Below are 24,518 nucleotides of genomic sequence, written 5' to 3'. Positions count from 1 at the left end.
CTCCCGCTCATGAAGGGCGGCAGGATGCCTTGTTTGAGGGACGGTAAAGAAAATGCAACACGCGGTTTGTGTTCTCAAGTTTGGTGGAACCTCTGTTGGCAATGGTGAGCGTATTCGGCAGGTAGCGAAGATTGTGGCGGATCATGTCGTCGAAGCGCGCAGTGGCAAGGATAGCCCCACGCCTGTTGTGGTGGTCTCGGCGATGTCAGGTGTGACCGATCAGTTGCTCCGCCTGGCCCGCTATGCCTGTACTGGCACGAATGAGGAGTGCGCGCGTGAGCTAAAGCAGTTAAAGCAGAAGCATTTTGACGCTGCCGCCGAAGTGGTGGAGCAGCGCGAGCACCAGGCTCAACTCCTGGGTAACCTGCTTTCGACTCTTGAAGCTCTGGAGCGAGATGTGAAGGCGCTCCAACTCGTTGCCCAGCAGGGGCAAGATGTCACGCTACGTACCGCGGCTGTTGCGTCCTATGGCGAACGTCTCTCCGTTTTGCTGGTTGCCGCGGCTGTGCGCGACCTGGGAACAGCTGTGCAGGCTATCCAGAAAGAGATTATTATTACCACCCCTCCTCAACTTAATGATGGCACTCAGCCCTTTGGAGTCGTTGTGGGTGCCGAACCCTTGCCGAGAGAGACCGCTGAAAATGCGCATGCCCTGATTGATCCCTTGCTTGCGGAGGGGGTGACCCCCATTGCCTGCGGTTTCCTTGGCCGGACCCTCACAGGCTATGTTACAACGCTTGGGCGCAATGGCTCGGATTACTCGGCGACGGTTATCGGGGCGGCCCTTGATTGCCAGGAGGTCACGATCTATACCGATGTGGATGGTGTACTGACAACGGATCCCCGTTTGATCGCGAACGCGCGTTTACTGCCGCACTTGAGCTATGCTGAGGCGGCTCGCCTCTCCTGGTTTGGTGCCAAGGTGCTACACCCTCGCACCTTGATTCCGGTGGCCCCGCGTAACATTCCGGTGCGGGTACGCAACACGTTTCGCCCGCATCTGCGTGGTACGGTGGTTGGGCCAGTGGTGAATGGCGTCAATGGCTTAAGTGGGGCGCGAGCGATTACCGTCCGCCGCAACCTGGCATTAATTACGATGGAGAGCACGAATCTGTTTGGCGCGCCAGAGAATGCAGGCCAGGTCTTTGAGCTTGCCGCACGCGTGGGGGCAGCGCCTATCGCTATTTGTTCATCCTCGGGTCACCACCTCTCGTTTGTCGTGGAGGAGCAGGCAGCGGATTCTATTATCGCGGCTCTACAGCATGATATGGGTGATTGGCTGGTGCGTTGTCGGCGTGCCCTGGCTGCCTGTGCCTGTATCGGGTCAGGCTTTGTCTCGGATCCAATGAGTCCCGCTCATGCCGTTGCCGCGCTTGCACATGAGCGCATCCTGGTCATTGCTCAAGGTTCTTCTGAGCAGGGGATCACGCTTATTGTGGAGAACAGTGCCAGTGTGCGCGCGTTGCGCAGCTTGCATCGCGAGCTGATTGCGCCCGTTATTCCCCTGGTGCGCCATGAGCAGCCTACCACGAAAGCGTCATCGCTTACTACCTCGGCGTCTCGCGCTTAAAGCGCGCTCTGGTTTAGGAAATCAATTATGGTTACACAGACTTACAAGCGTATCCCGGTCGCGGTTTTGGGAGCGACTGGAATGGTTGGACAGCGTTTTATTGATCTGCTTCAGGGGCATCCCTGGTTTGAACTGGTGGCCCTGGCGGCCTCTGAGCAGCATGGTGGACGTGCCTATAGTGAAGCCACGCGCTGGCGTCTGCCCAATAGCGAGATGCCAGTTGAGGTCGCGTCCCTACCAGTGGTGGCCTGTCGTCCTGAGGCGTTACCAGGCGTCAAGGTTGTGTTCTCAGCCCTGCCCGGCGAGGTCGCAGGTGATATTGAGGAGGCCTTTGCCCGCGCAGGCGTGGCGGTCTTTAGTAATGCTAAGAACCATCGCATGGCTCCCGATGTACCTCTGCTCATCCCTGAGGTAAATGCGGATCATATCGCGGCTATCGCCTTCCAGCGCAAGGAGCGTGGTTGGCCTGGCTTTATTATTACCAATGCCAACTGCTCAGCGACCCCCTTGGTCATGGCTCTAAAGCCATTGCAGGAGGCCTTTGGTGTGCGTAAGGTGCTCCTGACAACCTTGCAGGCCATCTCAGGTGCAGGCTATCCTGGCCTGCCCTCCTATGACATCCTCGATAACGTCATCCCCTATATTGGTGGCGAGGAGGAGAAATTGGAGAGCGAGACTCGGAAGATGCTTGGCTCCTGGCAGGAAGGCCAGGGCTTTGTCGATGCTCCTCTGGCCGTGAGTGCGCATTGTACGCGTGTCTCTACACGCGAGGGCCACCTGGAGTGCGCGAGCGTCGAACTGGAGCGCGAGGCAAGCCCTGAAGAGATTATCGCGGTCTGGGAAGGCTATCGCCCCCTGCCACAGCAGCTGGGTCTCCCAAGTGCTCCTGAGCAGGCGCTGATCTATCGGCGCGAGGTTGACCGTCCCCAGACAGTGCGTGATCGCGACGCTGGTAAGGGGATGAGCGCGGTTCTGGGTCGACTCCGTCCCTGCCCGATTTTTAGCTATAAATTCGTGGTGCTGGGACACAACACCATTCGTGGCGCGGCTGGAGGCTCCGTGTTAAACGCGGAACTCTGCTATGCACAGGGACTTCTGGCCGATCTCTAACGCTCAGCTGTAGGGGCCATGCTTGCATGGTCTTTGCTATCCGCCACGAGAAAGTCCAAGCCAGCTTGGACCCTACAATTTACTTATCGTGCCGTTTATAAAGCCAGCTAGCAACCTAGCTGGCTTTACTGGTACCTCTATCTGTTATTCTTCTATTGGTTGTTGCCCCAGTATAGCCGCTCGTCCCGCCCCCGGTGCTCCCTGTTGTGTGTGCCGCGACCATAACGGTGGTAAAGGCGTTGAAGCTCTCTGCCCGCTCTGTTTCAAAGTGCATAAACCAGGCTGGGATGGATGCTGGCTCCTGCCGTTGGGAGCAGCGTACCCACTGGCGCAGTAAGCCATAGCTGGTAGCATAGGGCAGGTAGCGGTCAAAGAGGCCAGGCTCTACGTTCATATGTGCCTTCGTGCTTATGGCAAGCAAGTAATCGCTAAAACTGCGGCTGGCCTGCGCGGCCTCGGCCCCTCGATCGCTCAGGGGAGAATAATACAACATAATGAAGAATGATAGCGTGCTGACGGCAAGCAGGCTCAGGGCGGGAAAAACAATTGGCCAGATGACAGAAGTTGAACCTACAAGCAAACTGGCGATAATACCTACCAGGGAGAGCAAGAAGAGCACCAGGCTCCCGCGCCCGAAGCGCTGGCGTATCTGCTGGCGTACGGGGTCGAGGAAGCCGTGCGCCTGTAGCTCAGCTCGTAGCGGCGTGGTGAATGCGTCAGCCTGGCGTTTATACACTTTCGAGAGTTCGCTGAGTGGTAGCTCGGTTTGTTCTATGCCGAAGAGCACGTTAAGGAGTCCCCGTTCCGAGGCGGAGAGTGCGCCTGCGTAGGGCTGTTTCCTGAGCGCAAACATTTTATACTGTGTAGATTTGGGTGGAGGAACTTCGGCAAAACGGAGCGCCCCTTTCTGCGCCAGGTCAAAAAGCGTGGCAAGCACCTGCTTCCAGCCTGGATTGGGATTGACTGCCAGCAGCATCCCACTGAGCGCGGGCGAGAGGTCCCTGGGTGGCTCGGTAAGAGTAGAGCTACTCAACGAGGTGCGACGGCGATATTTCCAGCCCAGGAAACCAACCAGCACCGAGCCAAGCAGGGCGACCAGGCCGCCCAGTAGAAGCATGGGTGTCCAGAGAGCGTTTGTTGTCATTCTTTTTCCCTAATAGTGGTAGTGAATACGTGCTTTTTTGAGTAGCATAGCGTGCATAGTTCTAAAGTGCAAGCGTGCTTTAAGGTGCGAAAGAAGAGTGTGCTGAGGTGGCTGGGCATCTGCCCAGCCACCTCAGCACACTCTTCTTTACTGACATCGGCAAGGATGTGAATGGTTTGTCACTATGAAGTTTTCATGGCCTTAACGAGTGCGGGAACCAGTTTATCGGCTTTGGGTGTGCCCAGGCCGGTGACGGGATCCCAGCCCTTGATGGCAGGATAGCCTCGGACACGGGCGCCCTGATTGGTATTGTCGCCCAGGATGACATCATTGAAGAGGTGGTCATACTGATCGGTTGCCGCCAGCTTATACAGCGTCGGGTTGATAAAGCCCAGCGGGTGACCCGCAGCCTGGTTGGCGAGCGCCATGATTGCGGCCCAGAGAGGCGCACTGGCGCTGGTGCCTCCAGCCATATTCCAGTTGCCCTTGCGGTAGAAGGCCAGGCCACTATAGGGATCAGCATCGCCTGAGACATCGGGAACACCACGACGTCCTTGTAGCTGCTGCTGAATACTGGCTGACAAGCCCTGCTGAAAATCGGGGGTTTTAAAGAAGAGGCTGAAGCCGCCTCCACTCCCACTCCAGGCTTGCTCGTTTGCTCCGGATGTATTGCCAGCTTTGCGGTTGACGGTTGTTCCTCCCACGGCGGTTACCCAGGGAGAGGAGGCAGCAAAACTGGTCGCGGGCACGTTGCCCATCTTCTTGTTATCGTCCGCGTAGTCGGTCGCGCCCTGGTCGCCAGAGGAGTTAAAGTAAGTGATGCCCATCTTAGTGGTTCCCTTTTGTAAGAGGGTATCCCATTGTTGAAGTTCTTGCTGGCTTGCACTGTCCTTGAGCGTTAATTCGGAGGCGCCCCAGCTCTGGGAGACAATAGAACCAAGGTTATGGTCCATCACATATTGCTCAAGTGCCCGGAACTCGGGTAGGCCAAAGGTGCCCTCGGTCTCGGCTACCGGACTCACCAAAACGACGATTTTGGCTTCGGGAGCCATGGCATGGATAATCTGTACATCCAGGGTGGTCTCATCGCCCCAGCCATCTTTATCACCGTGGGGATCCTTCTCGGGTACATTAAGAGGCGCAATGACCTCGAGATTGACGGGTGGGAGGCCAAACGTTTTGTCGAAAACATCCATGTCTGCCTTCAAAGTAGGGCTGCCGAAGGAGACGATATCAATAACCGTCTGCCCTTTTCCCGTGAAGCCCTGATCGATCAGGGATTGGATGCCGTAGACCTGGCGCATGCTATAGGGCGTCAGGCAGCTTGAGATGCGCTCAAGTGGTTTGGGACAGGTTGTACTCACGTCGGTGAAGCGATTTTTCCCCGTGGCGGAGGTATCGCCCTGCCCTGAATTCGATGTACCTGTGGTGCTTACGGGATACTCACAGGAGAGTAGCATGAAGCTTAAAAGCAGTAATATGCAGGCGCCTCGTAGTTTAGATAGTCGCATGACTCCTCCTATTTTGTGGCCGCGGCCAGATTGCGAAGCAGAGAAGAACCCTTTGGAGTACCCAGTCCTGTGACCGCGTCCCAGCCGGGGACCGCTTGAAAGCCCTTGACGTTTACCGTCTCTCCACCTTTGGTACTCTGGTTGTTATTGTATCCAATTGTCACATCATGAAAGTTTTGTTGCTCTCCCGCCCCCTGAGCCAGGCTATAAAGCGTTGGGTTGATGAAGCCGAGGGGATGGCCCGCGAGCTGATTAGCGATGGCCATCAGTCCTGCCCACGTTGGTGTGCTCGCGCTGGTTCCACCCGTTAGCGACCAGTTCCCGTTATAATAGAAGCTCATGCCTGTGGAGGGATCGGCATTCGCAGAGACATCAGGCAGCCCGCGCTGTCCACCGGATTGCGCCTGTACGGATGAAGGCAGGGCTTTCTGATAGTCTGGTTGCGCGAAAAACTTGCTAAAGCCGCCCCCGCTTCCAGACCAGGCGTGCTCTATAGTTGCCCCTTGACTGCTGGCAAGGGTTGTTCCCCCCACAGCCGTTACCCAGGGAACGTCGGCGGGAAAGGTCACATTGCGTGCATTAACGAGCTTTGTTGAGTTCAGGTCCGCGAAATCGGTCGCGCCCTGATCGCCCGTCCCCACAAAGATCGTCCAGTGATCTTGCAGGGTTGTTTGTTTATAAAAGTCTGCGTAGCTTTTGATGAGCTGCTGCCCAGCCTGGTCGGCAAGAGTAGCCTCAGATGCGGCCCAGCTCTGAGAAAATATCTGCCCCAGGTGATGATTGACCGCGTACTCTTCGAGCTGCTTAAACTCGGGCAGTCCTTGCACGCCCTGCGTCTCACTCACCGGACTTGTCATCACGACGATATTGGCCTCGGGGGCCATAGCATGGATGAGCTGCACATCCAGGGTTGTTTCAGTTGCCCAACCCACCATATCAGAGTCCTGTGTGTTGAACGGCACGGTTCCTAGTGGTGAGAGGATTTGCACACGGGATTGGGGGAGCCCAAATTGCCGGCTGAACGCATCCAGGTCTTTTTGTAGCGTGGGACTGCCAAAGGAGACAATAACCACAACTGTCTGACCTTTTCCGGTGAATCCCTGTTTGGTAAGAGATTCTATATCATATGCCTGGCGAAGGGTATAGGGGGTATGGCATCCCTGATAGTTTGCAAGCTCTGCCGGACAGGTAGTGATGACCTGGTCTACAAAGCCTGGTACCGCTGATGGCTGAGAACTGGCTGTCGCGGTCCCTCCATCCATACTTTTTGAGAAACCAGCAGTTGTACATGCTGCTAATAAGAAGACGAGAAACAAGAACAGTATGTAGCGACGCACGCGGGAAATCATTGTTTTTGAGTACTCACTTCCTGAAAACCTTGCCACGTATAAAAAAATTGACCACCCCTCTTATTATATCCTACAATCTTTAGCTTGACCCGCCCTCAGCGCGCTTCCCTCTCTTGTGGCTCTATCTGTATTTCTATAAGCGTTTTTTTAGAGGATTTTCATGTATTTGCTGAGTTTTGGCTTATGGTTGAGGAGCTAACAAATATTAGGACTATATGCCTACATATACGAAGTCAACTTGACCCTTATGGAGATACTCGGGTAAAGTCAAAAAAGATGCTGAAGTGCTGGGATGTTGGGTAATGGAAAAACAGCGCGTTTTGAAGAGTGAAGGAAATATTGTATGTCGTCTACGGATCAGAAATCAGAGAAGTTTACGCAGCAGCGCAACGATAACAGCTCATTCTTGTCAAACAGCGCAAGGAATGAACCGTATGTAGAGCAAGCCGCTTTCCCCGAGCGTCCCGCTTCAACAGATGCGTATTCCAGAGACTTCTTTGCACCCGGTGAGGCTCCCTATTTTCAGACTGGGTCTATGCCTACTCCACAAGCTAGCGGTGCCTTATTTGATACAGGTGCCAATCCTCGCGCGACGCGTCAGCTCTCTCTTGATGTGCAGAGCAGGACTGGCCAGTTTCCGGTCACCAAGAGCAATACTACGGCCCTGCGCGTCCCGGTCGTCATCGCGGGTTCTGGCAAGCCTTCAACTGGTATGCGACCCCCTAAGGGGAGGCGCATGGTGGTGCATATCGCAGTCACCGCGCTGTTAATTTGTATTATGGCAGGTACCCTATTGGCGGTCAGTGCGACTCAGGCTCCCGCACAGATAGGTCCGAATGGCATTGCCAAATCCTTGAGTAATCTCTTTGATAATAAAGGCGACAATAGTGCCTCGTTGCCTGCGCAGGCGGCTACAGCTACAGCGGTAACTCAGGATGGCTTTGATCCGGGAAACACAACATATGCTGGCGTGACCAACACGGGTCCAACGCTTGGAGATAGCACAAGTAATCACTTCTTCCAGGGTCAGTGTACCTATTGGGCAGCCTACCGCTTTCACCAGTTGCATAATGTCTGGGTGCCCTGGTATGGTAATGCCTGGGAGTGGGCTGGCCAGGCTAGCGCCTATGGTTGGAAGGTCTCTTCTATGCCAACTGTTGGCGCCATTATCGTCCTACAACCCAACGTACAAGGGGCGGGCGGTTATGGCCACGTCGCAATCGTTGAGTCGATAAATGCCAATGGAACGGTGCATACCAGTAACTATAACTGGTACGCTAACGGTGGTGGCTTTGGCATTCTCTCCTACTGGGATTTCTCCTATCCTGGCTCAGGTGTCTCTTTCATCACCTTAAAGTAATCTCATATATATGTTTTTGCCCTGACCTCTCGCACCTGTGGTGCTCGCCTGGGGAGAAGGTGTGCAGTGTGCTGGCAGCCTGTGGCTGCCAGCACACTGCACACCTTCTCCCCAATTCTCATCGTTCCTGCCAGTGCTCTAGTAGGCCGCGATAGTGGGCGACCATGCGTTGATGGTATTTGATGTTGGTTTCCGGGTCTCGTGCCAGGGCAGCCTCATGTTGTTTGAGAAGGAAGCGAGCAGCGGCCAGGGATCGTGGGGCGACGCGCATACGGCGAACGTGTTCTGCTGGGATGGGTTTCCAGGTAGGATCTTCGCGCCAGTTGATATACGGGCAGTTGCGACAACGACTCGCGCAGCAATAGCCGCGACGGATCAAAAAATCGCGTGTCGCAATATATAAACCTTCCTCTGTAACGATCCAGTCATCGGTATTATATGTGGCCATGGGCGCGTCTATCCTTGTCTATCAGTCTGCTCAAGTGTCAATCGCTTCATATGCGTGGCACCATGCGTCGTTGCTTCGTATTGTAACACCGATCTACAACCAGGATGCGCCAGAGTCTATTAATTCTAGGAGGTATGAATGCCTCTTTTTTTGGCGCGTCTTCGCGCCTGCAACACGCAGGAAATAAGATGTGTGGTGGTCTGCTGGATCCGGCCAGCAGACCACCACACATCTTATTTCCTTATTGGGAAGGGGATCAGGAGAGGCGTTCAATGATCATGGCGTTGGCCATCCCGCCACCCTCGCAGATCGTCTGGAGACCATAACGACCCTGGCGGCGCTCTAACTCGTGCAGCAAGACGGTGGTCAGGCGCGCACCTGAGGCTCCCAGGGGATGGCCTACGGCAATCGCACCTCCATTGACATTGACCTGATCCAGGCTAGCCCCGGTCTCGCGTTGCCATGCCAGGACAACGCTGGCAAAGGCCTCATTAATTTCTACCAGGTCCATCTCATCCAGGGTCAGGTTGGCTTTCGCCAGCACTTTACGCGTGGCGGGAATGGGCGCGGTAAGCATGTAGATGGGGTTGTCGCCCGCGAGGGAGAAGGCAACGAAGCGCGCGCGTGGCGTATAACCCAGGCGCTCGGCCACACTACGTTCCATGATGAGGACGGCGGAGGCGCCATCGCTAATCTGGGAGGAGTTTCCCGCGGTGATACGTCCATCGGTCTGGAAGGCTGGCTGTAAGCTCGCCAGTTTCTCCAGGCTGGTATCGGCGCGAATGCCTTCATCCTTGCTAAAAAGAGCGGCTGTGTCATCGGCCTGGTGCATGGGTACCGGGACGATCTGTGAAGTGAAGTAGCCTTCGGCTGTGGCTCGTGCCGCTCTCCGATGGCTTTCAAGACTATACGCATCTAGCTCTGCGCGCGAAAGCTCCCATTTTTGCGCAATCAGGTCGGCGCTAATGCCCTGGTGAACGAGCTTATTATCATAGCGCGCTTTCATCTGGGGCCCAAAGGGCGCTCCTGGTCCCTGGCTGGAGGACCCCATAGGTACCCTGGTCATGGATTCGACACCACCCGCGATGACGATATCATAGGCACCGCTTATGACGCCCTGGGCCGCGAAGTGAATGGCCTGCTGGCTGGAGCCACATTGTCTATCGACCGTAGTACCAGGAACACTCTCGGGAAAGCCTGCCGCTAGCGCCGCGTTACGTGCGACATTCAAGCTTTGCTCTCCGACCTGGCTAACGCAGCCAACAATGACATCCTCAATAAGTGAACTATCGAGCCGGGTGCGCTCGATGAGTGAGGCAAGCACATGTCCCAGCAAATCAACGGGGTGCCAATCCTTGAGCTGTCCATTGCGTCTTCCAATGGGAGTGCGGATGGCTTCAACAATAACTGCATCTCGCGACGCCTGAATGGTCATGAACGCATCCTCCTGTGTGCTACATTGCACAGAACAAAACGAACCAGCCTTCGACGCTTTTGTGTATGGCAAGGGCGAGACTGGATGATGGTACGCTCTACGGGCAAAAATAAGATGCATAGAAGAGAGAGCAATGCTTCTTGGACTTCAAATATACAATAACACAAATGCGATCTACTTTGCTGGAGATGAGGTTTGGTTTGCTATACTGAGGTGACCGATAGACAGGGATTTATGTGTATTTGCCGTGAGCATAGCGGGAGGAAGCAATGCAACAGTTTTTTGAGCGAGCCGAACAGATTGTAAGAGACCGGGACCATGGCTCACGCTGGTTGGTGCGTGAAGCGGTGCTCCTGCTGCGCAGTCTGGCTATGGAGCAGTCTGCAAACCCGCAACAACAGGTGGAGACGCTCTTTGCGGTGGGGCGCAGGCTGGCATGTGCGCGGCCCGCGATGTCGGCCTTGCCCAGCGCGGTCAGCCGTGTCCTATGCTCTACCCATGGGCCAGAGACTGATGTTGCGGTTATCGCGCAGAAGGCGACAGACTTTCTGGAAGCATATGACGCGGCTATCAAGCAGATTGTAGAGCATGCACGACCAGTTCTCCATGGAAATGTCCTGACGTGTAGCCTCTCGCATACGCTGGTTGAGGCGTTGGAGGCATGTCGTGAGCGCGTCGAGCAGGTCTATGTGCTGGAGGGGCGTCCACGCTATGAAGGCCGAACGATGGCGCAGCAACTGGCCCTGGCGAACATTCAGGTGACCTTGCTAACAGACGCCCAGGCCGCGATTTTTCTCCCCCAATGCCAGTGTGTGGTGGTTGGTGCGGATAGCCTCCTGGCGGATGGCACCGTGTTGAATAAGGCTGGAACCGCTTTGCTGGCCTGGGCTGCTCAGGGGTACCAGGTGCCTTTGTATGTGTTATGTGAAACCCTGAAGATTTCGTCCCGGCGTTGGAGCGATGACCTGGCGCAATTTGCGGAGAGCGCGCATTTGTTGGAGGAGAAAGAGGCCAGCGAGGTTTGGGATCAGCCTCCAATCGGGGTGACGGTGCGTAATTATTACTTCGATGCGACGCCTGCAAAGCTGGTTCGTGCCTGGCTGACGGAGCGTGGTAGCTTAACTGTGCCAGAGATCGCCAGCATTGCTCACGAGACGCAGCACGCCATCCATATGCTTGAGCAGAGATAGAGCTTATGACGCACCTTTTCCAGATACTCCTGTAGTCCTATTTATTTGGTAAAATAAGGAGATAGCTGTATTCTGATATACAGAGCGCCACTTATTTTGGCAAGTATTTATCGCGCAATTATAGTATGCACTTTGTAGAGATGGGGATGTGGATGAAGGAGAGTGCTGTGGAGAACCCACAAAAGCAGCCGGAGAAAGCCGAGGCTACCCAGGAAGAACATCAACTCAAACCAGTGAATGCGGAGACAATCTCGATTATTCGTAGTAATACACCACGACCGCTCAAGGTCGGACCTGGCTTTATTATTTCAGAGCAGAGACTGCCTGCAGGGCTTCCTCTCTCGTCACTATTTCCCGCCAGTGCGCCAGGAGCGCCTCCGCTTCCCGAAGAGATGGCTCCTCTGGATGAGCAAACTCCTCTTAGCCCACAACCCGTGCCTGGAGCACATGAGCAAACAGCATCGGTTATGGAAGATAATCAGGAGTTTGTCTGGCTCTTTGAGTATGCGTTGGAAATGGATGCAACGATGCTCAATAGTCCAGAGGGACTGAATGGGCAGGCCTTGCTCTATGGACCCGCGGTGCTCAAGGGCTATCATATTCTCTTTGGTATGACTCCTGGCGATGGGAATAATGGGGAAGGCAATAGCCGGACCATCGCGACAGTCGTTCCGGGTTCTGGCAGAGAAAGCGAGGTCTGGGGCGTCCTCTATCGTGTTCCACGGAGCCTGACCCTGCGTAGCAGCAGCGCGCCTTCGCTCTTGGACGCGGTCCATGGAGCCGTTCCGCCTCATCAACTCTTTCATCCAGTCAAAGCGACAGTCCATGAGACGTATCGTGGCCGTGATGTATCCTGCATTGTCTATATTGCAACCGAGCGGGTGCGCCAGCAACTGCGTGTATTTTCGCCCTCGTCACACCCAGTCGGTGCGGCGTTTGTGCAGCGCGTCGCCGCCATTGCACAGCGTCAGAAGCTACCCGAAGCCTATCTCAATACCTATCTCTTACCACTCGCGGCGCCAGTGAGCATGCCAGAGCGTCCATCTGAGCGCTCGTTTCTGGGTGTGCCTCTCCCAGTGACAAAACTCAACTCACAGACCGTCCCCTCCCCTGTGACATCGCCGAGTCTCTATTCCTCGGTACCCCCCTCCTCGCAAGTCAGAATGCCCCGGCCTCCGCAGATGGCATCCTGGTTTGTGGGTTTTGCCTGGTATCTCTCGGCGCTCTTTCTGGGTGTGCTTTTCTGTGCCTTCTGTCGTGGTTTTAGCCCGGGAAGCGCGTTTCTTGTCGATAATGCGACCCTGTTAGGGGTTCCCTGGCTGGTGTTTGTATATGGCCTGTTGGGGGGCTGTATAAGCTGCCTTATTTCGCTTGGCCGATTGTCTCAGCGCTCGATGGCATTGCTCACTATGCGCCAGGATTCTATGGTCGTAATTATTACCTGGTTTGCGCGTCCATTTATTGGGGCTGTGTTGGGCCTCCTTGTATATCTGTTTCTGGATAGCGGTCTCTTCCAGTTTGAGGGAGTGTTGACGACGCATCCCGATATCGCGTTTTTGTGCGCGGCCCTGGCCGGTTTGTGTGAGTATAAGCTATTCCACACCAGGCGTCTGCGGTAGCGCGATCCAAGGTGAGTTCGCGTATAGCTCCCGCTGGGTCGTGGAATACTGGTCTTGTTGTACCTGTGTTTGTATGGCCTATTGGGGAGTACAATGAAACATGTAGAAGATAGTTTTGGCGAATATGGCTCTCACTCTATTTGGGCTTTAGTATGTAAACAATGCACATGGAGGGAGCGGCATGCCCACGTATATTAGCCTGGTGAATTTGACTGAGCAAGGTTTTCAGGAGGCCAGAAGTGCCCCTGAGCGCCTCCAAGCCTTCGAGACAGCTGTGCGGGAGGTCGGAGGGAGGCTTGTTGGTTTTTATCTCGTGATGGGACAGTATGATTATATCGTCATCACCGAGGTCCCAGATGATCAGACCGCTACGCGCCTTATCTTAGGTACCATTGCCCAGGGCAGTATGCACACCCAAACCATGCGGGCTTTCCCTCGTGAGGAGTTTGAACAGATTGTGCGTGGCCTCTATTAGTTAGACTTTTCACCAGGCTTGTAGGGTCCATGCTGGCATGGACTGCGTCTCCCAGCAGATGGTTACTGGCCTGCGGGGCGAGGGAGTCTATGCCAGCATGGACCCTATAAATCTTATGCACTTGCTCTACTCGTGAAGGTCTGGACCCTGGAATATGGCGCGTACCAGGCGTTCAGGATCATGGCGTGCCAGGGTGTCACCCTCGAAGTTGAGCTGCTCAGTGGTTATATTGGGCACCAGTTTGCTAAGGCGATTGTGATCGACGCTCACTGGCTCGCTTCGCTCCTCCAAATATTTGGCGCGCAGGTCTGGAGAAAAGGTTCCGGTATTGACGATAACCCGGTCGACGCGCGCTCCCAGGTAGCGATGAATTTCATTGACAAAATCTGAGGCCTTATAGCCATCTGTTTCGCCATGCTTGGTCATCAGGTTGCAAACATAGACCTTCTCGGCTTCCGACTCACGAATGGCTTTGGCAATATCAGGCACCAGTAAATTGGGGAGGAGGCTGGTATAGAGGTCGCCTGGGCCAATAATGATGGTGTCTGCCCGGCGAATGGCGCGAATGGCCTGGGGGCAGCCCGCTACGTTCTCAGGCATGAGGCGCAAGCGATGAATAGGAGAGAGGTCGGTGAGATTCTTCTTGCCTCGTGTGTCGATGACCGTCTCACTACAGATAGTGCTTCCATCTTCCAGGTCGGCGCAGAGCGTGGTCGGTTCGAGGGTAACTGGTACGACATTGCCCGCTGTCCCCAATAACTCTTGGGTGTCTTCAATTGCGAGTAACAGGTTGCCACCGTTGATATCTTGCAAGCCTTTGATAATCAGGTTTCCCAGGCTATGACCACTGACCCCTCCCTTGGCCTGTTCCTGCGTTCCCTCGTCATCTCGCTCAAAACGATGCATGAAGACTTCACGCCAGAGGGCACCATGACGCGCCAGCGCTACCAGGGACTGGCGGAGATCTCCCAGAGGAAGTTGCCGGTGAAACTCGTCCATAAGCATACGCGAACTACCACCACTGTCGGACATGGTCACAATCGCGGTGATATTGAAGGGGTATTTTTTTAGGTGGGATAACATGGAGAAGGTGCCTGATCCTCCTCCAATCGTTACAACCCGCCGCCCTTCAAAACGATCTCCCAATTGATAATAGCCTTGCATCGCTCGTCTCCTGGGGCTGGTTCTTGCAGCATTCTCTTCTGGTTGCTGTGTATCGTCTGTATACATGGTTATAATATCCGGTTTCTATACTGATTCCTCGCTTGCGGAGGAAGTGAGTTGCGTGCTTCTGTCTATGTGGGTCTCCATATGTCAGTCTGTATACTTGCTCCTCAGTCTATCACGACCCCTGACGTCCTGCAAGGAAGCAGCAGCCAACTAAATGCAGAATCGACGTAGATACTGTAAGTCCTACGTTCTTGTGTAAAAGTAAATATTAGGTTATACTGTGTGTAACGGGAATCTCTCTATCACTTTGTGGGCGCGGTGTTAGAGATGTAAGATCTCCCGTTTGTATTTTATTACCCCCTTTTATTGTAGTCTTTTGTTAGAAAATACTTACTCCTTCGCATAGAAGTGTGTTATAATTCCACATATTTTTGTGTAGAGGAGAGGCGCTCATGACGAATAACCTGGATATGCAGTTAATATTGTATCGCGCTCATCTACAATTAGAACAAGGGCAACACAAGAGTGTGTTTGAGATCTTGCAGAACTGTGTTTCCCAGGATGACAAACAGCAACAGGAAGTTATCTATCTCTCAGGTTGGGCCTATGTGTTGGGCAAGCAATGGGGCGAGGCTGAGCGTATGCTCTCGCCAATGCTAGATGTACAAACGCAAGAGTTCGGTCGTACTATTCAGTTAGAGCGAGAACGTATCGCGTTTTTCTTGCTTGTTCTGGGACTGGTAGCCAATTACTTGGCGTTCTATGAGGATGCCTCGCTGCACTTCTCCACGTGTTTAAAAGTACTGCATGTCCGGAGGATCCACCTGCCCAAGGTGCGGATGCAAGCGCGTTATTCGCTGGGAGTGGCCAATCTTTTAAAGGGGCAACCCCAGGCCGCTCTCCAGAGCTTTACTGAGACGCTCAAGCTCTGCCAGCATTACCAGGAAACGGAAATGCCCGCTCGTGTATATCATGGTCTTTGTGAAGCCTACCAGGCTATTAGCGCGTATGAGCAAGCCTATGAAGCCGGGCAAGCCTCCCTACTCCTCTATCAGCAACACTCCGATCATCAGCAGAGCGCCTCATTGCATCAAGCACTTGGACAGATCTGCTTCCATCTCGAAAAGTATTGTGAAGCGCGCGAGCACTATACTCAGGCGTTACAGGTGGCGCAGGAGATGCAAGATCTCCTATTGCTAACCACTAATCATGCCTTGCTGGCTGAATTATGCCTGGCTGAGCGCAGATTAGAGGAGGCCAGGCACTATAGCCAGCTCGCTATGGCGCATGTCGAGCAACTGAGCAATCCTGCCATGCAGAGTAAGGTCTACGTGGCAATGGGAAGGGTGAGCTGCGAGGAAGCGATGTATATGGAGAGTGAGGCACAGAAGAGCCTGCTGGAGACCACAGTCACTTATTTTAAGCAGGCACTTGAGGGGTTGAAGCGCATCCAGGCGCATCAGGAGATGGCAAATCTCTACAGCTTACTGGCGCAAACGTTAGAGATGTTGGGGCGTGAAGAAGAGGCGTTATTGTGCTGGCGCTCGGGCTTTAAGGTCTTGCAGGAGTAGCATGGCTGACGCTGCTAAAGCACGCGTCTACATATGGCTGTGATATTGTAGACGCGTGCTTTAGCAGCATCGGTTGCCTATTCTGCCTTCAGGCGTAGCAGCATGATGCTATGCCAGAGGTTCCATATGCCAAAGAGCAAAATGGCGAAGGTGGTCAGCGTGGCCTGCCCCGTCGAAGGCGCGCTGGCGACGCCAACCGCGCTTCCGCTCAGCAGTGCTGCGACCGCCAGGGCCATATAGCTAAACCAGAGCCAGTTGCCAGGCCAGAGGCGCTTACCTGCGCGGGCAATCATAGCACCAAAGAACATAGAACTGATGGCAATCAGGCCAATGCTAACGGTATTGGTCGTGATGGTAAAGATGGCATCAAGCGTCCCTATGTTGGCGGGAGCTTCTCCCGTTTGCATAAAACCATGGCTGGCGTTCAGGAGATAAATGGTTCCCAGGAAGGTTCCAAGCACAAATAAAGCGATTCCAGCTGTTCCCGTCCAGACCGCAATGATCGCGAAGCCCTTGCCTCGCCAGGCAAATTCAGGCATCGTGTTCTCTTCTGTTGCCTCTTCTTCAGGCTCAATTTCGTTGGCTTCGGCCTCTTCTTCAGCGAGCTCCTCTAGCTCTTCATTTTCTTCTAGCTCTATCTCGGCTTCGGCAATACTCTCCTCATCGGGCGAGCGGCCCAGGATTTCTTGCGCTACAATAATGCGATAGAGCGTATAAGGCATGGTGAAGAGAATGGCGAAGGCAATAGCGAGCAAGCCGCGATAAATAACAAAGAGAGAGGTGTGGTTGCCTAACCAGAAGAGATAATCGTTGAGATGGCCTGTGGTACGGGTATCGCTAAAGCCAGTAGGGTTCAGCACCAGCACCTGGTAGAGCGGAATGGCTACCAGCAGGAGGAGCGAACTCACCAGGTAGTAGAATCCATTAGTGCGTAGTCGTGCTAATAAGCTGCGCTTTCTCATGAGTGCCTAACCTTCTTTTTTCTTATGTCGCATCATAGAGTATCGCAGAAAAAAGCAATCTTCACAAGAGTTACTTCTGATCCGAAACAAGGAGTCTTTTATGCCGCGTGATCTTCCATTGGGTAATGGCCACTTGCTTGTCAACTTTGATAAAAGCTATAACCTGCGTGATATCTACTGGCCACATGTCGGTCAGGAGTTGCATACAGCGGGCGATATTTCGCATACAGGTATCTGGGTGGATGGGCAGTTTGCCTGGCTTGACGCGCCAGAGTGGCAGCGAGAGCTTCTCTATGAGAAAGAGACGCTGGTAACCCACGTCACGCTGGAGCATCCACGATTGCAAGTGCGCCTGGTATGCACGGACGTGGTAGATTTTGATCGCCCCATTTTGATTCGACGGATTGAGGTTACAAACCTGGCCGAGCAGGCGCGGAACGTCCGTCTCTTCTTCCACTACGATTGGCATATCTGGAACGACCGGGATGCCAATACGGTCTTTTACTACCCTCAACAGCAGGCGTTGATTGCCTACAAGCAGCAGGGCTATTTTTTGCAGAGCGGGCAGGTGGGCCAGGGGGAGCAATGCGTGACGGGCGTGAGTAGCTGGGCTACGGGTGTCAAAGAGGTGAATGGCGCGGAGGGGACCTGGCGCGATGCCGAAGATGGAGAGCTTGGGCGTCACGCTATCGCACAAGGTTCTGTGGATGGCACCATTGCCCTCTACCTGCCAACCATCCAGGCAGGAAAGAGTGAGCTTGCCTATCACTGGCTCGCGGTCGGCTCAGATTTACCTGCAGTTGTACGGCTCGATCAACTCGTGCGTGAGCGGGGTGCTGAAGGCCTGCTTGAGCGTACACGTAATTACTGGTTGTGCTGGGTGAACAAGGAGGAGCAGGCCTTCGCGGACCTGTCACCGGAACTGGTTGACCTCTATAAACGTAGTTTGCTGGTGCTGCGCACGCAGATTGACGCTGGTGGCGCGATCATGGCAGCCAATGACGCGGATGTCCAGCATTACAATAACGATAGCTACTCCTACATGTGGCCACGAGATGGTGCCCTCGTCGCCAATGCCCTGAGTCATGCGGGCTATGGCGAGATTACACGTAGCTTCTTTGACTTCTGTGCCGGCGTGCTGACGGAGGACGGTTACCTGTTGCACAAATATAATCCAGATCGTTCCTGGGGCAGTAGTTGGCAGGCCTGGGTCGATGACGAGGGAAAGCCCCAACTCCCCATTCAGGAGGATGAAACGGCCCTGGTGATCTATAGCCTCTGGCAGCACTACCTTTGTTTTCGCGATGTCGAGTTTGTAGCTCCGCACTTTCGTTCCCTGATCGTTCCCGCAGCCGATTTTCTCGTCTCCTACCGCGAGCAGACGACGGGCCTACCTGGTGCCTCCTTTGACCTATGGGAGGAGCGGCGCGGCATCTTAGCCTTTACCAATGCCGCGGTCTATGCTGGCTTGCAGGCGGCGGCTAATTTCTCCAGCTTCTTTGGCGAGAAGGACCTGGCGGCAAAGTACCAGGCGGCAGCCGAAGAGATCAAAGCAGCGACCATCCAGCATTTCTGGGATGAGCAGCGAGGGCATTTTGTGCGTATGCTTGTTGTTGAGCAGGATGGTATCATCCGCAAGGATGCCACGCTGGACAGCAGCCTGTGTGGCCTCTTCCTCTTTGGGATGCTGTCGTTGGATGATCCCCAGTTGCGTGCGACGATGCAGGCCCTGGAGCAGGTTCTCTGGGTGAAGACCGAGGTGGGTGGTATGGCCCGCTACGAGAACGATTACTATTATCAAGTTACACACGATATGGCTCAAGCGCAAGGAAACCCGTGGTTTATCTGCACCCTCTGGTTGGCGCAGTATCGCATTGCCTGCGCGCAATCGCTCGATGCCTTGCACCAGGCGCTTCCACTCCTGGATTGGGTGCATAAGCATGCATTAGCCAGCGGCATCATGGCCGAGCAGGTTCACCCATTTCAGGGTGAGCCGTTGAGCGTCTCCCCATTGACCTGGAGCCAGGCCGAATTTGTCATGACCATTCGCTGGTACCTGGGAAAATATGCGCGTTTACAGGGGAAATAAGATATACTGATGAGCAGACCGTGCTACAACGGTTCTGCCCACATATGCGTGTAAGAATGAGGTGGCAAGCCGCGCCACTTCATTGATGAGACATATGTGGAGACAATGTTTATCGTGTTTAGGGAGGGAAACCAGATGCCGCGCTGGCTATATTTCCTATTGCTCTTCGCTGTGATCGCGATAGGGCTTGATCTTTTGCATATTGAACTTCCACCACTCCTGCTGTTTCTGATTGCTGCCCTGGGTATTGTGCCTCTGGCTGCGCTTATTGGACAGGCCGTTGAGGAGGTCGCTGAGCACACGGGTGAGCGCATTGGCGGACTGCTATTCGCGACCTTTGGCAACGCCACTGAGCTCATTATTAGTATTCTGGCCTTGCGCCAGGGCCTGGTCAACGTTGTCAGCGCCTCTATTATTGGGGCCATCCTGGGCAATGCGCTTCTGGTCCTGGGGATTTCCGTTTGTGTAGGAGGCTTTAAGCATGGGCGCCTGAAGTTTGAGACGCGCCCCGCGAGTCAGTACGCCTCACTTTTCGCACTCTGTATGGGAGGCTTGATTCTGCCTACCCTGGCCAGTTTTCAGGCTAAAGCCATCCATTATGACCCTGCGATGGAGCATAATCTCTCGGATTATGTGGCCGTGGTGCTGCTCGTGGGCTACCTGGCGTCGGTGCTCTTCAGTGTCTTCCACGTAGGTGACAAAGCGGAGGAGGGCGAGGAGGAATTGAACGTGACTGTAGGCGCGCGTTCCATGGCTGCCATCTCGCGCTTGCTCACGTATCGGCACCACGTGATTCAGAGTGGAATCCAGGGGAAGACAGGGACACTTAAGAAGATCGATAGCGCCGTTGACGCTATTATGGAGCACGAGAAGGCGCGTAGCGCCGTGACAGTTAAGGCGCAGGGGGAGTCAGAACAGGCTGGACAGAAGAATGGGCAGCCTGCTACCACCCTTGATCCAGTTGCCGCCAACCTGGCTCATCCCGAGGCGAAAAAAGTGGAGACACAGGAGCATAAGCCGCCCCTGTGGCGTTCCTTGCTCTTGTTAGCTGCGGCCACAATTGGGGTGGCCCTCGTTTCTGAAATTCTTGTGGGTTCAATTGAGCCTGTAACGAAGACGCTGGGCTGGAATGATGCCTTTGTGGGGCTGGTCTTCTTGCCTCTGATTGGTGCCTTGCCCGAGTACTTTAATACCATTTCTATGTCGCTGGATAAGCGCATTGGAATGGTCCTGGCGGCCTCGGCTGGCTCTTCGATCCAGATCGCCCTGCTGGTGGCTCCGATCCTGGTGCTGATCAGTCTCTTTATGCCACAGCGCTTGGACCTGGTGTTTAGCGTGGTTGAACTCTCAGTACTGGGCCTGACGACCTTCTTGTTCAGCGAGATTACCAGGGATGGTGAGCTTGTCTGGCTTGAAGGCTTGCTCTTGATTTTGCTCTTTGGCATGATGGCGGGGACCGTCTTTGTCTTCGGTGTTTAGAGTATGAAAAAAGGGCAGGGGAGGGGTCGCGACCCCTCCCCTGCCCTTTTTCTCTGTTCTAGAAAGGGATGGTGAGGACGTCGTGGCCCTCACGGCCAGCTTGCACGAGTGGTGAGACGAAGAGTTCGACAGCGAAAGGCTGCTCATACAGTGGATTGCGAAATTCGTCGGTGAAATGAACATAGAGGCGTTCACGGCGTCCGGCGACGGAGCTTTCAAAGGGCTGCATTGGAATCGTGACCTCAGCGGCGTAGCCCTTGCGTGGCACCTGGATATCGGCCTTCTGTACGACATAGGCCAGGCGCTGGATGAGGGTGGTGCGGATCTCGATATGTACCAGGTCACCCGCTGCAAGAGCACTCAGTCCACTGAGGGGCGTATCGGCGGTCGCCTCGTCAGGAATATGTGGCTCATCGCGTCCCATGACGCTGATGCGCAACGTATAGCTCTGATCTGGTTGGACACGTAGCGGAGTCTCGATGAGGGCCGCGGCTGCGATATCACGACGCTGAACACCCAGGATAAAGTGTTGCAATTGCTGGAGCACCGGGTGCTTAGCACTGGTCTCCCTGGCCTGTGTGCTCAGCGAACGAACGATGTGCGAGATTGCGGGCAGGAAGCGATCATTGACGCGCTCACGCACACGCTGTACCAGCTGATGCTCCTTGATTTTCGCTGGCAGCGCGTTGGGCGCTGGCAGGAATGATTGCAGGTTGGTGACCAGGCCGTTGTCGTTCTCCCCTCCGGCTGGTTTCTCGGGCTCGGGCTGGGAGGTCGAGGCTTCTTCTCGATGTGGTTGTGTCGCAGGTGCAGCCTTGGGTGTGGGCGGCAGGCTCAATGCCATTGTAGGTTGGGCATCGATGGCCTGCGTATCAATATCGGCGGTCGCCTTGGGTTGCCGCGAGAGCGCTGGCATACTGATGGTTTTCTCACTACTGATGGTTGCGATCTGCTGGGTCTTGATATCCTCAATGGCGCTTGCGGAGGCTGTTGCCGCCTCGGTCGTTGAGGTCGCCGTGTGTTCGCTGGCGTTGGTCTCCGGCTTTGGCGGGACAGCGGCCCCTGGCACAGTCTTCTCTGGTGATTGTGATTGTGCTTTCGCTTGAGGCCGAACAATGATGGTAGCTTCGCCATCTCTCGGAATGATGAGTGTCTTCTCGCCCTCGCTAGTGGCAGCAGGGGCTGCCTCAGAGTTAGTATCGGGTGTTGTGATAGCTTGCCTCTGCGTCGTCTGCGAGAGCGCCTGATTCTCCTGAGCAATCTGGGCGCGCTTACGTGTCATACGGTTGGCGTTTTTCACCGGGCGCACGGGCTTGGTGCTCGAAGAGAGGTCGAGCAGGATCTCCGCCAATTCTTTGACGCTGCGAAAGCGTTTGGCTGGATCTGTGCTTAGGGCCTTGCTCACGACCTCGTCGATCTTACTGCCAATCTGGGGATTGATCTCACGTGGCGAGGTTGAGGCGCGTTTTTTGCGCTGTGTGGTCTCGTCTGGTGCTGTCCCGGTCAGTAGGAGGTAGAGGATCGCACCCAGGCTATAGATGTCTGTGCTGCGATCATATATGCCCTGCTGTGTCTCGGGAGCGCTGAAGGGATTGCGTGTTGTAACCTGAGTCGAGTCATCCAGTAAGTTCCGAATGGCGGCCGGAAGCCAGGAGACCATCAGGGCTGGCAGGCCATCATAGGCGTTACCATCCACCAGGATCGCGTGCGGATCGAGGTCGCCGAGAACAATATTTTGTTTATGCAGGCGTTCAACCACCTTGCTCAGGCGATAACCCCAGCTAATGGCCGTATCTTCATCTGGAAGCCCCGCTTCGCTTTCCAGGAGATCATGCAGCGTCTGGCGATGTCGGGCCTCCTGTTTCTTCTCTGCGCCCGCGAAAGGCCATTCTGCTACCAGGTGGAGGTGCTCCTGAAAGTAGCGCAGATCTATAGCAGAGGTTAAATCGGGGATGCGTTTCTGGCGTAACAACTCATACTCTTGCTGAGCGGCTTCAAGAGCTTGTTGTTGTGCGGCTTCATCAAGTGCCGAGAGATCGATATCGCGGATGATAACCTGGTGATGCGACTGATTATCCTGGGCGAAGAGGAGTTGCACCTGACTATTGCGATGAATGAGGGAGGTGATACGATAGCGCTCAGCGATATCACTCTGATCTATAGGAGTCATGGTTCTGACGGTTTTATCTATGCGCTGGCCGCAGGAGCCACAAAAAGTTGCGTGTGGGGGCAGGACCGCGTTGCAGTTATTGCAGCGCACAGTCGTGGGCTGTTTCTGGTCAGATGGAGTTTGTGTTACGCTCATGTTCCTCTACTACGCCTTTTTACTCTAGAGTTATCGTGTCTAAGAAAATTATAGCATACCAGGTATGTACCAGAAGCGTTATCAACAGCATGTCAGATGATATTTCGCGAAGAAGGCGCGCTATAATCGCCTGCTTGGCTCAGAAGTTGGCAAATATGCATAACTATTGTGACACAACGAGAGTCTACAAACTAGTGTGTAGCAAATCTGGATAGAACGGGGACTACACAGAGTGATATAGGATAAACAGGGAAGTACCCGCTCTCCCGAATTTGCTGCACAAGCTGAAGGGCAGACCCCATAGTAAGTATACGTATGAGGCCGTAAAGTGGTTAAGCTTTCTCCCACTATTATTAAGCATAGACGTATGGGGAAGCGAAATGTTTCTCCCTAAAAAGGTGGATCTTCTGGTGGAAGTGACATGCAATTGAGTGAGAAGGCGGTTGGTGACCCGTTTCTCCCCTTGTCATGACTCCTATGTTTTGCTAGAATCCCAAATGGGATAACAGGCACTCTTCCTCCCATGTGACGAGAACCGTTACCAGGAATGACGCAAGCACTGTCAGTGCAAACCCTTGCACCAGGTATAGTCTCAAAGGGGTAGCAGATCCGGGTAATGGTGACACCATCTACCAGGAGCCTTTCGTGTAATGAGAGGTAAGAGGCTCACGCGGACGTGACCTCGTACAATGATGACCCCAGGTGTAGGCCGTTTAGGGGTTTGCACTTGCCTGGCTAAGTAGAATACCTACTGGTATTCTACCGCTCGTCATGGGTGATACAATACAACTTATAGAGTACCAAATGGAATGTAATCTTCTCCTCTTGTCCAAGAACTGAAATTACGATCCGATATTACCCGGAGGTTTTTTTATGGACTTTGCCGCCCTTATGTTCTGGATCCTGGCAACGATCCTGGTGGTGGCGGCGTTGCTGGTAGTCAGCCTTCGTAACATTGTACACAGCGCGATTGCGTTGTTTTTTGTGTTTGTGATGGCTGGTGGTATTTATATCCTGCTCAACGCCGAATTCATCGCTATTGTACAAATTCTGATCTATGCGGGCGCGGTAACCATTTTGATCCTCTTTGCGCTGATGTTGACGCGCATTGGGGGGCTACAGCGCACAAATCCAGCGAACAGGCTCTGGTGGATTGCAGCCATCATCAGCGCCTTTGTTGGTGGGAGCATTTTGTACGGCTTATTCAATAGTGCGCTTGCGATTTCAAATACCAGCACTGGTGGAGGCCATCAACTACCTGCCCACATTAATAATGTTGTTGCGATTGGGCAACTGCTTTACAGCCCCACGTCCTATAGCTACGTCCTGCCCTTCGAAATTGCCTCTGTGGTGCTGCTGGTAGCGATTGTGGGTGCGATTGTTATCGGTAGGGAGGATTAAGAGGCTATGCATCTGACGCTAAACCATTTTCTGGTACTGGGTGCCATCCTTTTTTGTATTGGGCTGTATGGCGCAATTGCCAAGCGCAATGCTATCGCAGTATTGATGGGCATCGAGGTGATGCTCAACGCCGTTAATGTCACAATGGTTGGTTTTTCCTACTTCAACCAGGTGCAACCCTACGCGAATTATCTGACCGGTCAAATCTTCGCTATCTTCATTATTACCGTAGCCGCCGCTGAGGCCGCTGTCGCGCTGGCGATGGTCATTGCCATCTACCGCAAACGTGACACAGTGGATGTTGGCGAAATCAACATGCTGAAGTTTTAG

General features: G+C 54.2%; 19 protein-coding genes. 11 read left to right on the top strand and 8 right to left on the bottom strand.

Features of this window, described 5'->3' with window-relative positions:
- The first annotated feature begins 52 nt into the window (after nt 1-52).
- Both JMJ04_RS05555 and asd read left to right on the top strand, forming a co-directional pair.
- Nucleotides 53-1,570: an aspartate kinase gene (locus tag JMJ04_RS05555; protein ID WP_236037926.1), complete on the top strand. Its 1,518-nt coding sequence runs from the start codon at nt 53-55 to the stop codon at nt 1,568-1,570.
- Between the two features lie 27 nt (nt 1,571-1,597).
- Entirely contained in the window at nt 1,598-2,680 is a 1,083-nt protein-coding gene (gene asd / locus JMJ04_RS05550; protein ID WP_201369545.1) for an aspartate-semialdehyde dehydrogenase, read from the top strand.
- A gap of 115 nt (nt 2,681-2,795) precedes the next feature.
- Here asd and JMJ04_RS05545 read toward each other — a convergent pair whose 3' ends face one another.
- The 3 genes from JMJ04_RS05545 to JMJ04_RS05535 all read right to left on the bottom strand — a co-directional run bounded on the left by JMJ04_RS05545 (nt 2,796) and on the right by JMJ04_RS05535 (nt 6,672).
- Entirely contained in the window at nt 2,796-3,824 is a 1,029-nt protein-coding gene (locus tag JMJ04_RS05545) for a DUF2207 family protein (protein ID WP_201369544.1), read from the bottom strand.
- A 182-nt stretch (nt 3,825-4,006) separates the two neighbouring features.
- Complete coding sequence (locus JMJ04_RS05540) at nt 4,007-5,335, bottom strand: S53 family peptidase (RefSeq protein WP_201369543.1); 1,329 nt, start codon at nt 5,333-5,335, stop codon at nt 4,007-4,009.
- A gap of 8 nt (nt 5,336-5,343) precedes the next feature.
- Entirely contained in the window at nt 5,344-6,672 is a 1,329-nt protein-coding gene (locus tag JMJ04_RS05535) for a S53 family peptidase (protein ID WP_201369542.1), read from the bottom strand.
- Between the two features lie 355 nt (nt 6,673-7,027).
- On the opposite strand from JMJ04_RS05535, the gene JMJ04_RS05530 reads away from it, so the two are divergent.
- Nucleotides 7,028-8,044, top strand: coding sequence for a CHAP domain-containing protein (locus tag JMJ04_RS05530; protein WP_201369541.1), 1,017 nt, complete (start codon nt 7,028-7,030; stop codon nt 8,042-8,044).
- Between the two features lie 118 nt (nt 8,045-8,162).
- Here the strand turns inward: JMJ04_RS05530 and JMJ04_RS05525 are convergent, their stop codons facing one another.
- Together JMJ04_RS05525 and JMJ04_RS05520 are read right to left on the bottom strand one after the other, a co-directional pair.
- The gene (locus tag JMJ04_RS05525; RefSeq protein ID WP_201369540.1) at nt 8,163-8,492 is read right to left on the bottom strand and encodes a DUF5522 domain-containing protein; all 330 of its coding nucleotides are present in this window, start codon (nt 8,490-8,492) and stop codon (nt 8,163-8,165) included.
- A 256-nt stretch (nt 8,493-8,748) separates the two neighbouring features.
- Entirely contained in the window at nt 8,749-9,927 is a 1,179-nt protein-coding gene (locus tag JMJ04_RS05520; RefSeq protein WP_201369539.1) for a thiolase family protein, read from the bottom strand.
- Between the two features lie 269 nt (nt 9,928-10,196).
- Here JMJ04_RS05520 and JMJ04_RS05515 point away from each other — a divergent pair, with 269 nt between their 5' ends.
- From JMJ04_RS05515 to JMJ04_RS05505, 3 genes are all read left to right on the top strand, one after another.
- Nucleotides 10,197-11,117 carry an eIF2B alpha/beta/delta subunit family protein gene (locus JMJ04_RS05515; protein WP_201369538.1) on the top strand — a complete coding sequence of 307 codons (921 nt, stop codon included), beginning with the start codon at nt 10,197-10,199 and terminating at the stop codon, nt 11,115-11,117.
- A gap of 167 nt (nt 11,118-11,284) precedes the next feature.
- Complete coding sequence (locus tag JMJ04_RS05510) at nt 11,285-12,736, top strand: gamma-glutamylcyclotransferase family protein (protein ID WP_201369537.1); 1,452 nt, start codon at nt 11,285-11,287, stop codon at nt 12,734-12,736.
- Nucleotides 12,737-12,917: 181 nt separating this feature from the next.
- Nucleotides 12,918-13,211 carry a GYD domain-containing protein gene (locus JMJ04_RS05505; protein WP_201369536.1) on the top strand — a complete coding sequence of 98 codons (294 nt, stop codon included), beginning with the start codon at nt 12,918-12,920 and terminating at the stop codon, nt 13,209-13,211.
- 126 nt (nt 13,212-13,337) lie between these two features.
- Here JMJ04_RS05505 and JMJ04_RS05500 read toward each other — a convergent pair whose 3' ends face one another.
- Entirely contained in the window at nt 13,338-14,375 is a 1,038-nt protein-coding gene (locus JMJ04_RS05500; protein WP_201369535.1) for a gluconeogenesis factor YvcK family protein, read from the bottom strand.
- A gap of 458 nt (nt 14,376-14,833) precedes the next feature.
- Between JMJ04_RS05500 and JMJ04_RS05495 the strand changes: the two genes are divergently transcribed.
- Nucleotides 14,834-15,952: a tetratricopeptide repeat protein gene (locus tag JMJ04_RS05495; RefSeq protein ID WP_201369534.1), complete on the top strand. Its 1,119-nt coding sequence runs from the start codon at nt 14,834-14,836 to the stop codon at nt 15,950-15,952.
- Nucleotides 15,953-16,029: 77 nt separating this feature from the next.
- Here JMJ04_RS05495 and JMJ04_RS05490 read toward each other — a convergent pair whose 3' ends face one another.
- A complete protein-coding gene (locus JMJ04_RS05490) occupies nt 16,030-16,914 on the bottom strand; it encodes a hypothetical protein (RefSeq protein ID WP_201369533.1) in 885 nt (294 codons plus the stop codon).
- 100 nt (nt 16,915-17,014) lie between these two features.
- Here JMJ04_RS05490 and JMJ04_RS05485 point away from each other — a divergent pair, with 100 nt between their 5' ends.
- Nucleotides 17,015-19,003 carry a glycoside hydrolase family 15 protein gene (locus JMJ04_RS05485; RefSeq protein WP_201369532.1) on the top strand — a complete coding sequence of 663 codons (1,989 nt, stop codon included), beginning with the start codon at nt 17,015-17,017 and terminating at the stop codon, nt 19,001-19,003.
- 135 nt (nt 19,004-19,138) lie between these two features.
- Nucleotides 19,139-20,482, top strand: coding sequence for a calcium:cation antiporter (locus JMJ04_RS05480; protein WP_201369531.1), 1,344 nt, complete (start codon nt 19,139-19,141; stop codon nt 20,480-20,482).
- A 58-nt stretch (nt 20,483-20,540) separates the two neighbouring features.
- Here JMJ04_RS05480 and JMJ04_RS05475 read toward each other — a convergent pair whose 3' ends face one another.
- Nucleotides 20,541-22,787, bottom strand: a complete 2,247-nt coding sequence (locus tag JMJ04_RS05475; RefSeq protein WP_201369530.1) for a protein kinase domain-containing protein — start codon at nt 22,785-22,787, stop codon at nt 20,541-20,543.
- Between the two features lie 873 nt (nt 22,788-23,660).
- On the opposite strand from JMJ04_RS05475, the gene JMJ04_RS05470 reads away from it, so the two are divergent.
- The gene (locus JMJ04_RS05470) at nt 23,661-24,188 is read left to right on the top strand and encodes an NADH-quinone oxidoreductase subunit J (RefSeq protein ID WP_201369529.1); all 528 of its coding nucleotides are present in this window, start codon (nt 23,661-23,663) and stop codon (nt 24,186-24,188) included.
- A gap of 6 nt (nt 24,189-24,194) precedes the next feature.
- Nucleotides 24,195-24,518: an NADH-quinone oxidoreductase subunit NuoK gene (gene nuoK, locus JMJ04_RS05465; protein WP_236037923.1), complete on the top strand. Its 324-nt coding sequence runs from the start codon at nt 24,195-24,197 to the stop codon at nt 24,516-24,518.

It is taken from the genome of Ktedonobacter robiniae (assembly GCF_016587375.1).
Taxonomy (GTDB): Bacteria; Chloroflexota; Ktedonobacteria; order Ktedonobacterales; family Ktedonobacteraceae; genus Ktedonobacter; species Ktedonobacter robiniae.
This window is presented reverse-complemented; position numbering and strand designations above follow the sequence as displayed.

Coding starts and splice junctions, on each gene's coding strand:
- JMJ04_RS05555 (WP_236037926.1), top strand. CDS start 53: ATGCAACACGCGGTTTGTGTTCTCAAGTTTGGTGGAACCTCTGTTGGC.
- asd (WP_201369545.1), top strand. CDS start 1,598: ATGGTTACACAGACTTACAAGCGTATCCCGGTCGCGGTTTTGGGAGCG.
- JMJ04_RS05545 (WP_201369544.1), bottom strand. CDS start 3,824: ATGACAACAAACGCTCTCTGGACACCCATGCTTCTACTGGGCGGCCTG.
- JMJ04_RS05540 (WP_201369543.1), bottom strand. CDS start 5,335: ATGCGACTATCTAAACTACGAGGCGCCTGCATATTACTGCTTTTAAGC.
- JMJ04_RS05530 (WP_201369541.1), top strand. CDS start 7,028: ATGTCGTCTACGGATCAGAAATCAGAGAAGTTTACGCAGCAGCGCAAC.
- JMJ04_RS05525 (WP_201369540.1), bottom strand. CDS start 8,492: ATGGCCACATATAATACCGATGACTGGATCGTTACAGAGGAAGGTTTA.
- JMJ04_RS05520 (WP_201369539.1), bottom strand. CDS start 9,927: ATGACCATTCAGGCGTCGCGAGATGCAGTTATTGTTGAAGCCATCCGC.
- JMJ04_RS05515 (WP_201369538.1), top strand. CDS start 10,197: ATGCAACAGTTTTTTGAGCGAGCCGAACAGATTGTAAGAGACCGGGAC.
- JMJ04_RS05505 (WP_201369536.1), top strand. CDS start 12,918: ATGCCCACGTATATTAGCCTGGTGAATTTGACTGAGCAAGGTTTTCAG.
- JMJ04_RS05500 (WP_201369535.1), bottom strand. CDS start 14,375: ATGCAAGGCTATTATCAATTGGGAGATCGTTTTGAAGGGCGGCGGGTT.
- JMJ04_RS05495 (WP_201369534.1), top strand. CDS start 14,834: ATGACGAATAACCTGGATATGCAGTTAATATTGTATCGCGCTCATCTA.
- JMJ04_RS05490 (WP_201369533.1), bottom strand. CDS start 16,914: ATGAGAAAGCGCAGCTTATTAGCACGACTACGCACTAATGGATTCTAC.
- JMJ04_RS05485 (WP_201369532.1), top strand. CDS start 17,015: ATGCCGCGTGATCTTCCATTGGGTAATGGCCACTTGCTTGTCAACTTT.
- JMJ04_RS05480 (WP_201369531.1), top strand. CDS start 19,139: ATGCCGCGCTGGCTATATTTCCTATTGCTCTTCGCTGTGATCGCGATA.
- JMJ04_RS05475 (WP_201369530.1), bottom strand. CDS start 22,787: ATGAGCGTAACACAAACTCCATCTGACCAGAAACAGCCCACGACTGTG.
- JMJ04_RS05470 (WP_201369529.1), top strand. CDS start 23,661: ATGGACTTTGCCGCCCTTATGTTCTGGATCCTGGCAACGATCCTGGTG.
- nuoK (WP_236037923.1), top strand. CDS start 24,195: ATGCATCTGACGCTAAACCATTTTCTGGTACTGGGTGCCATCCTTTTT.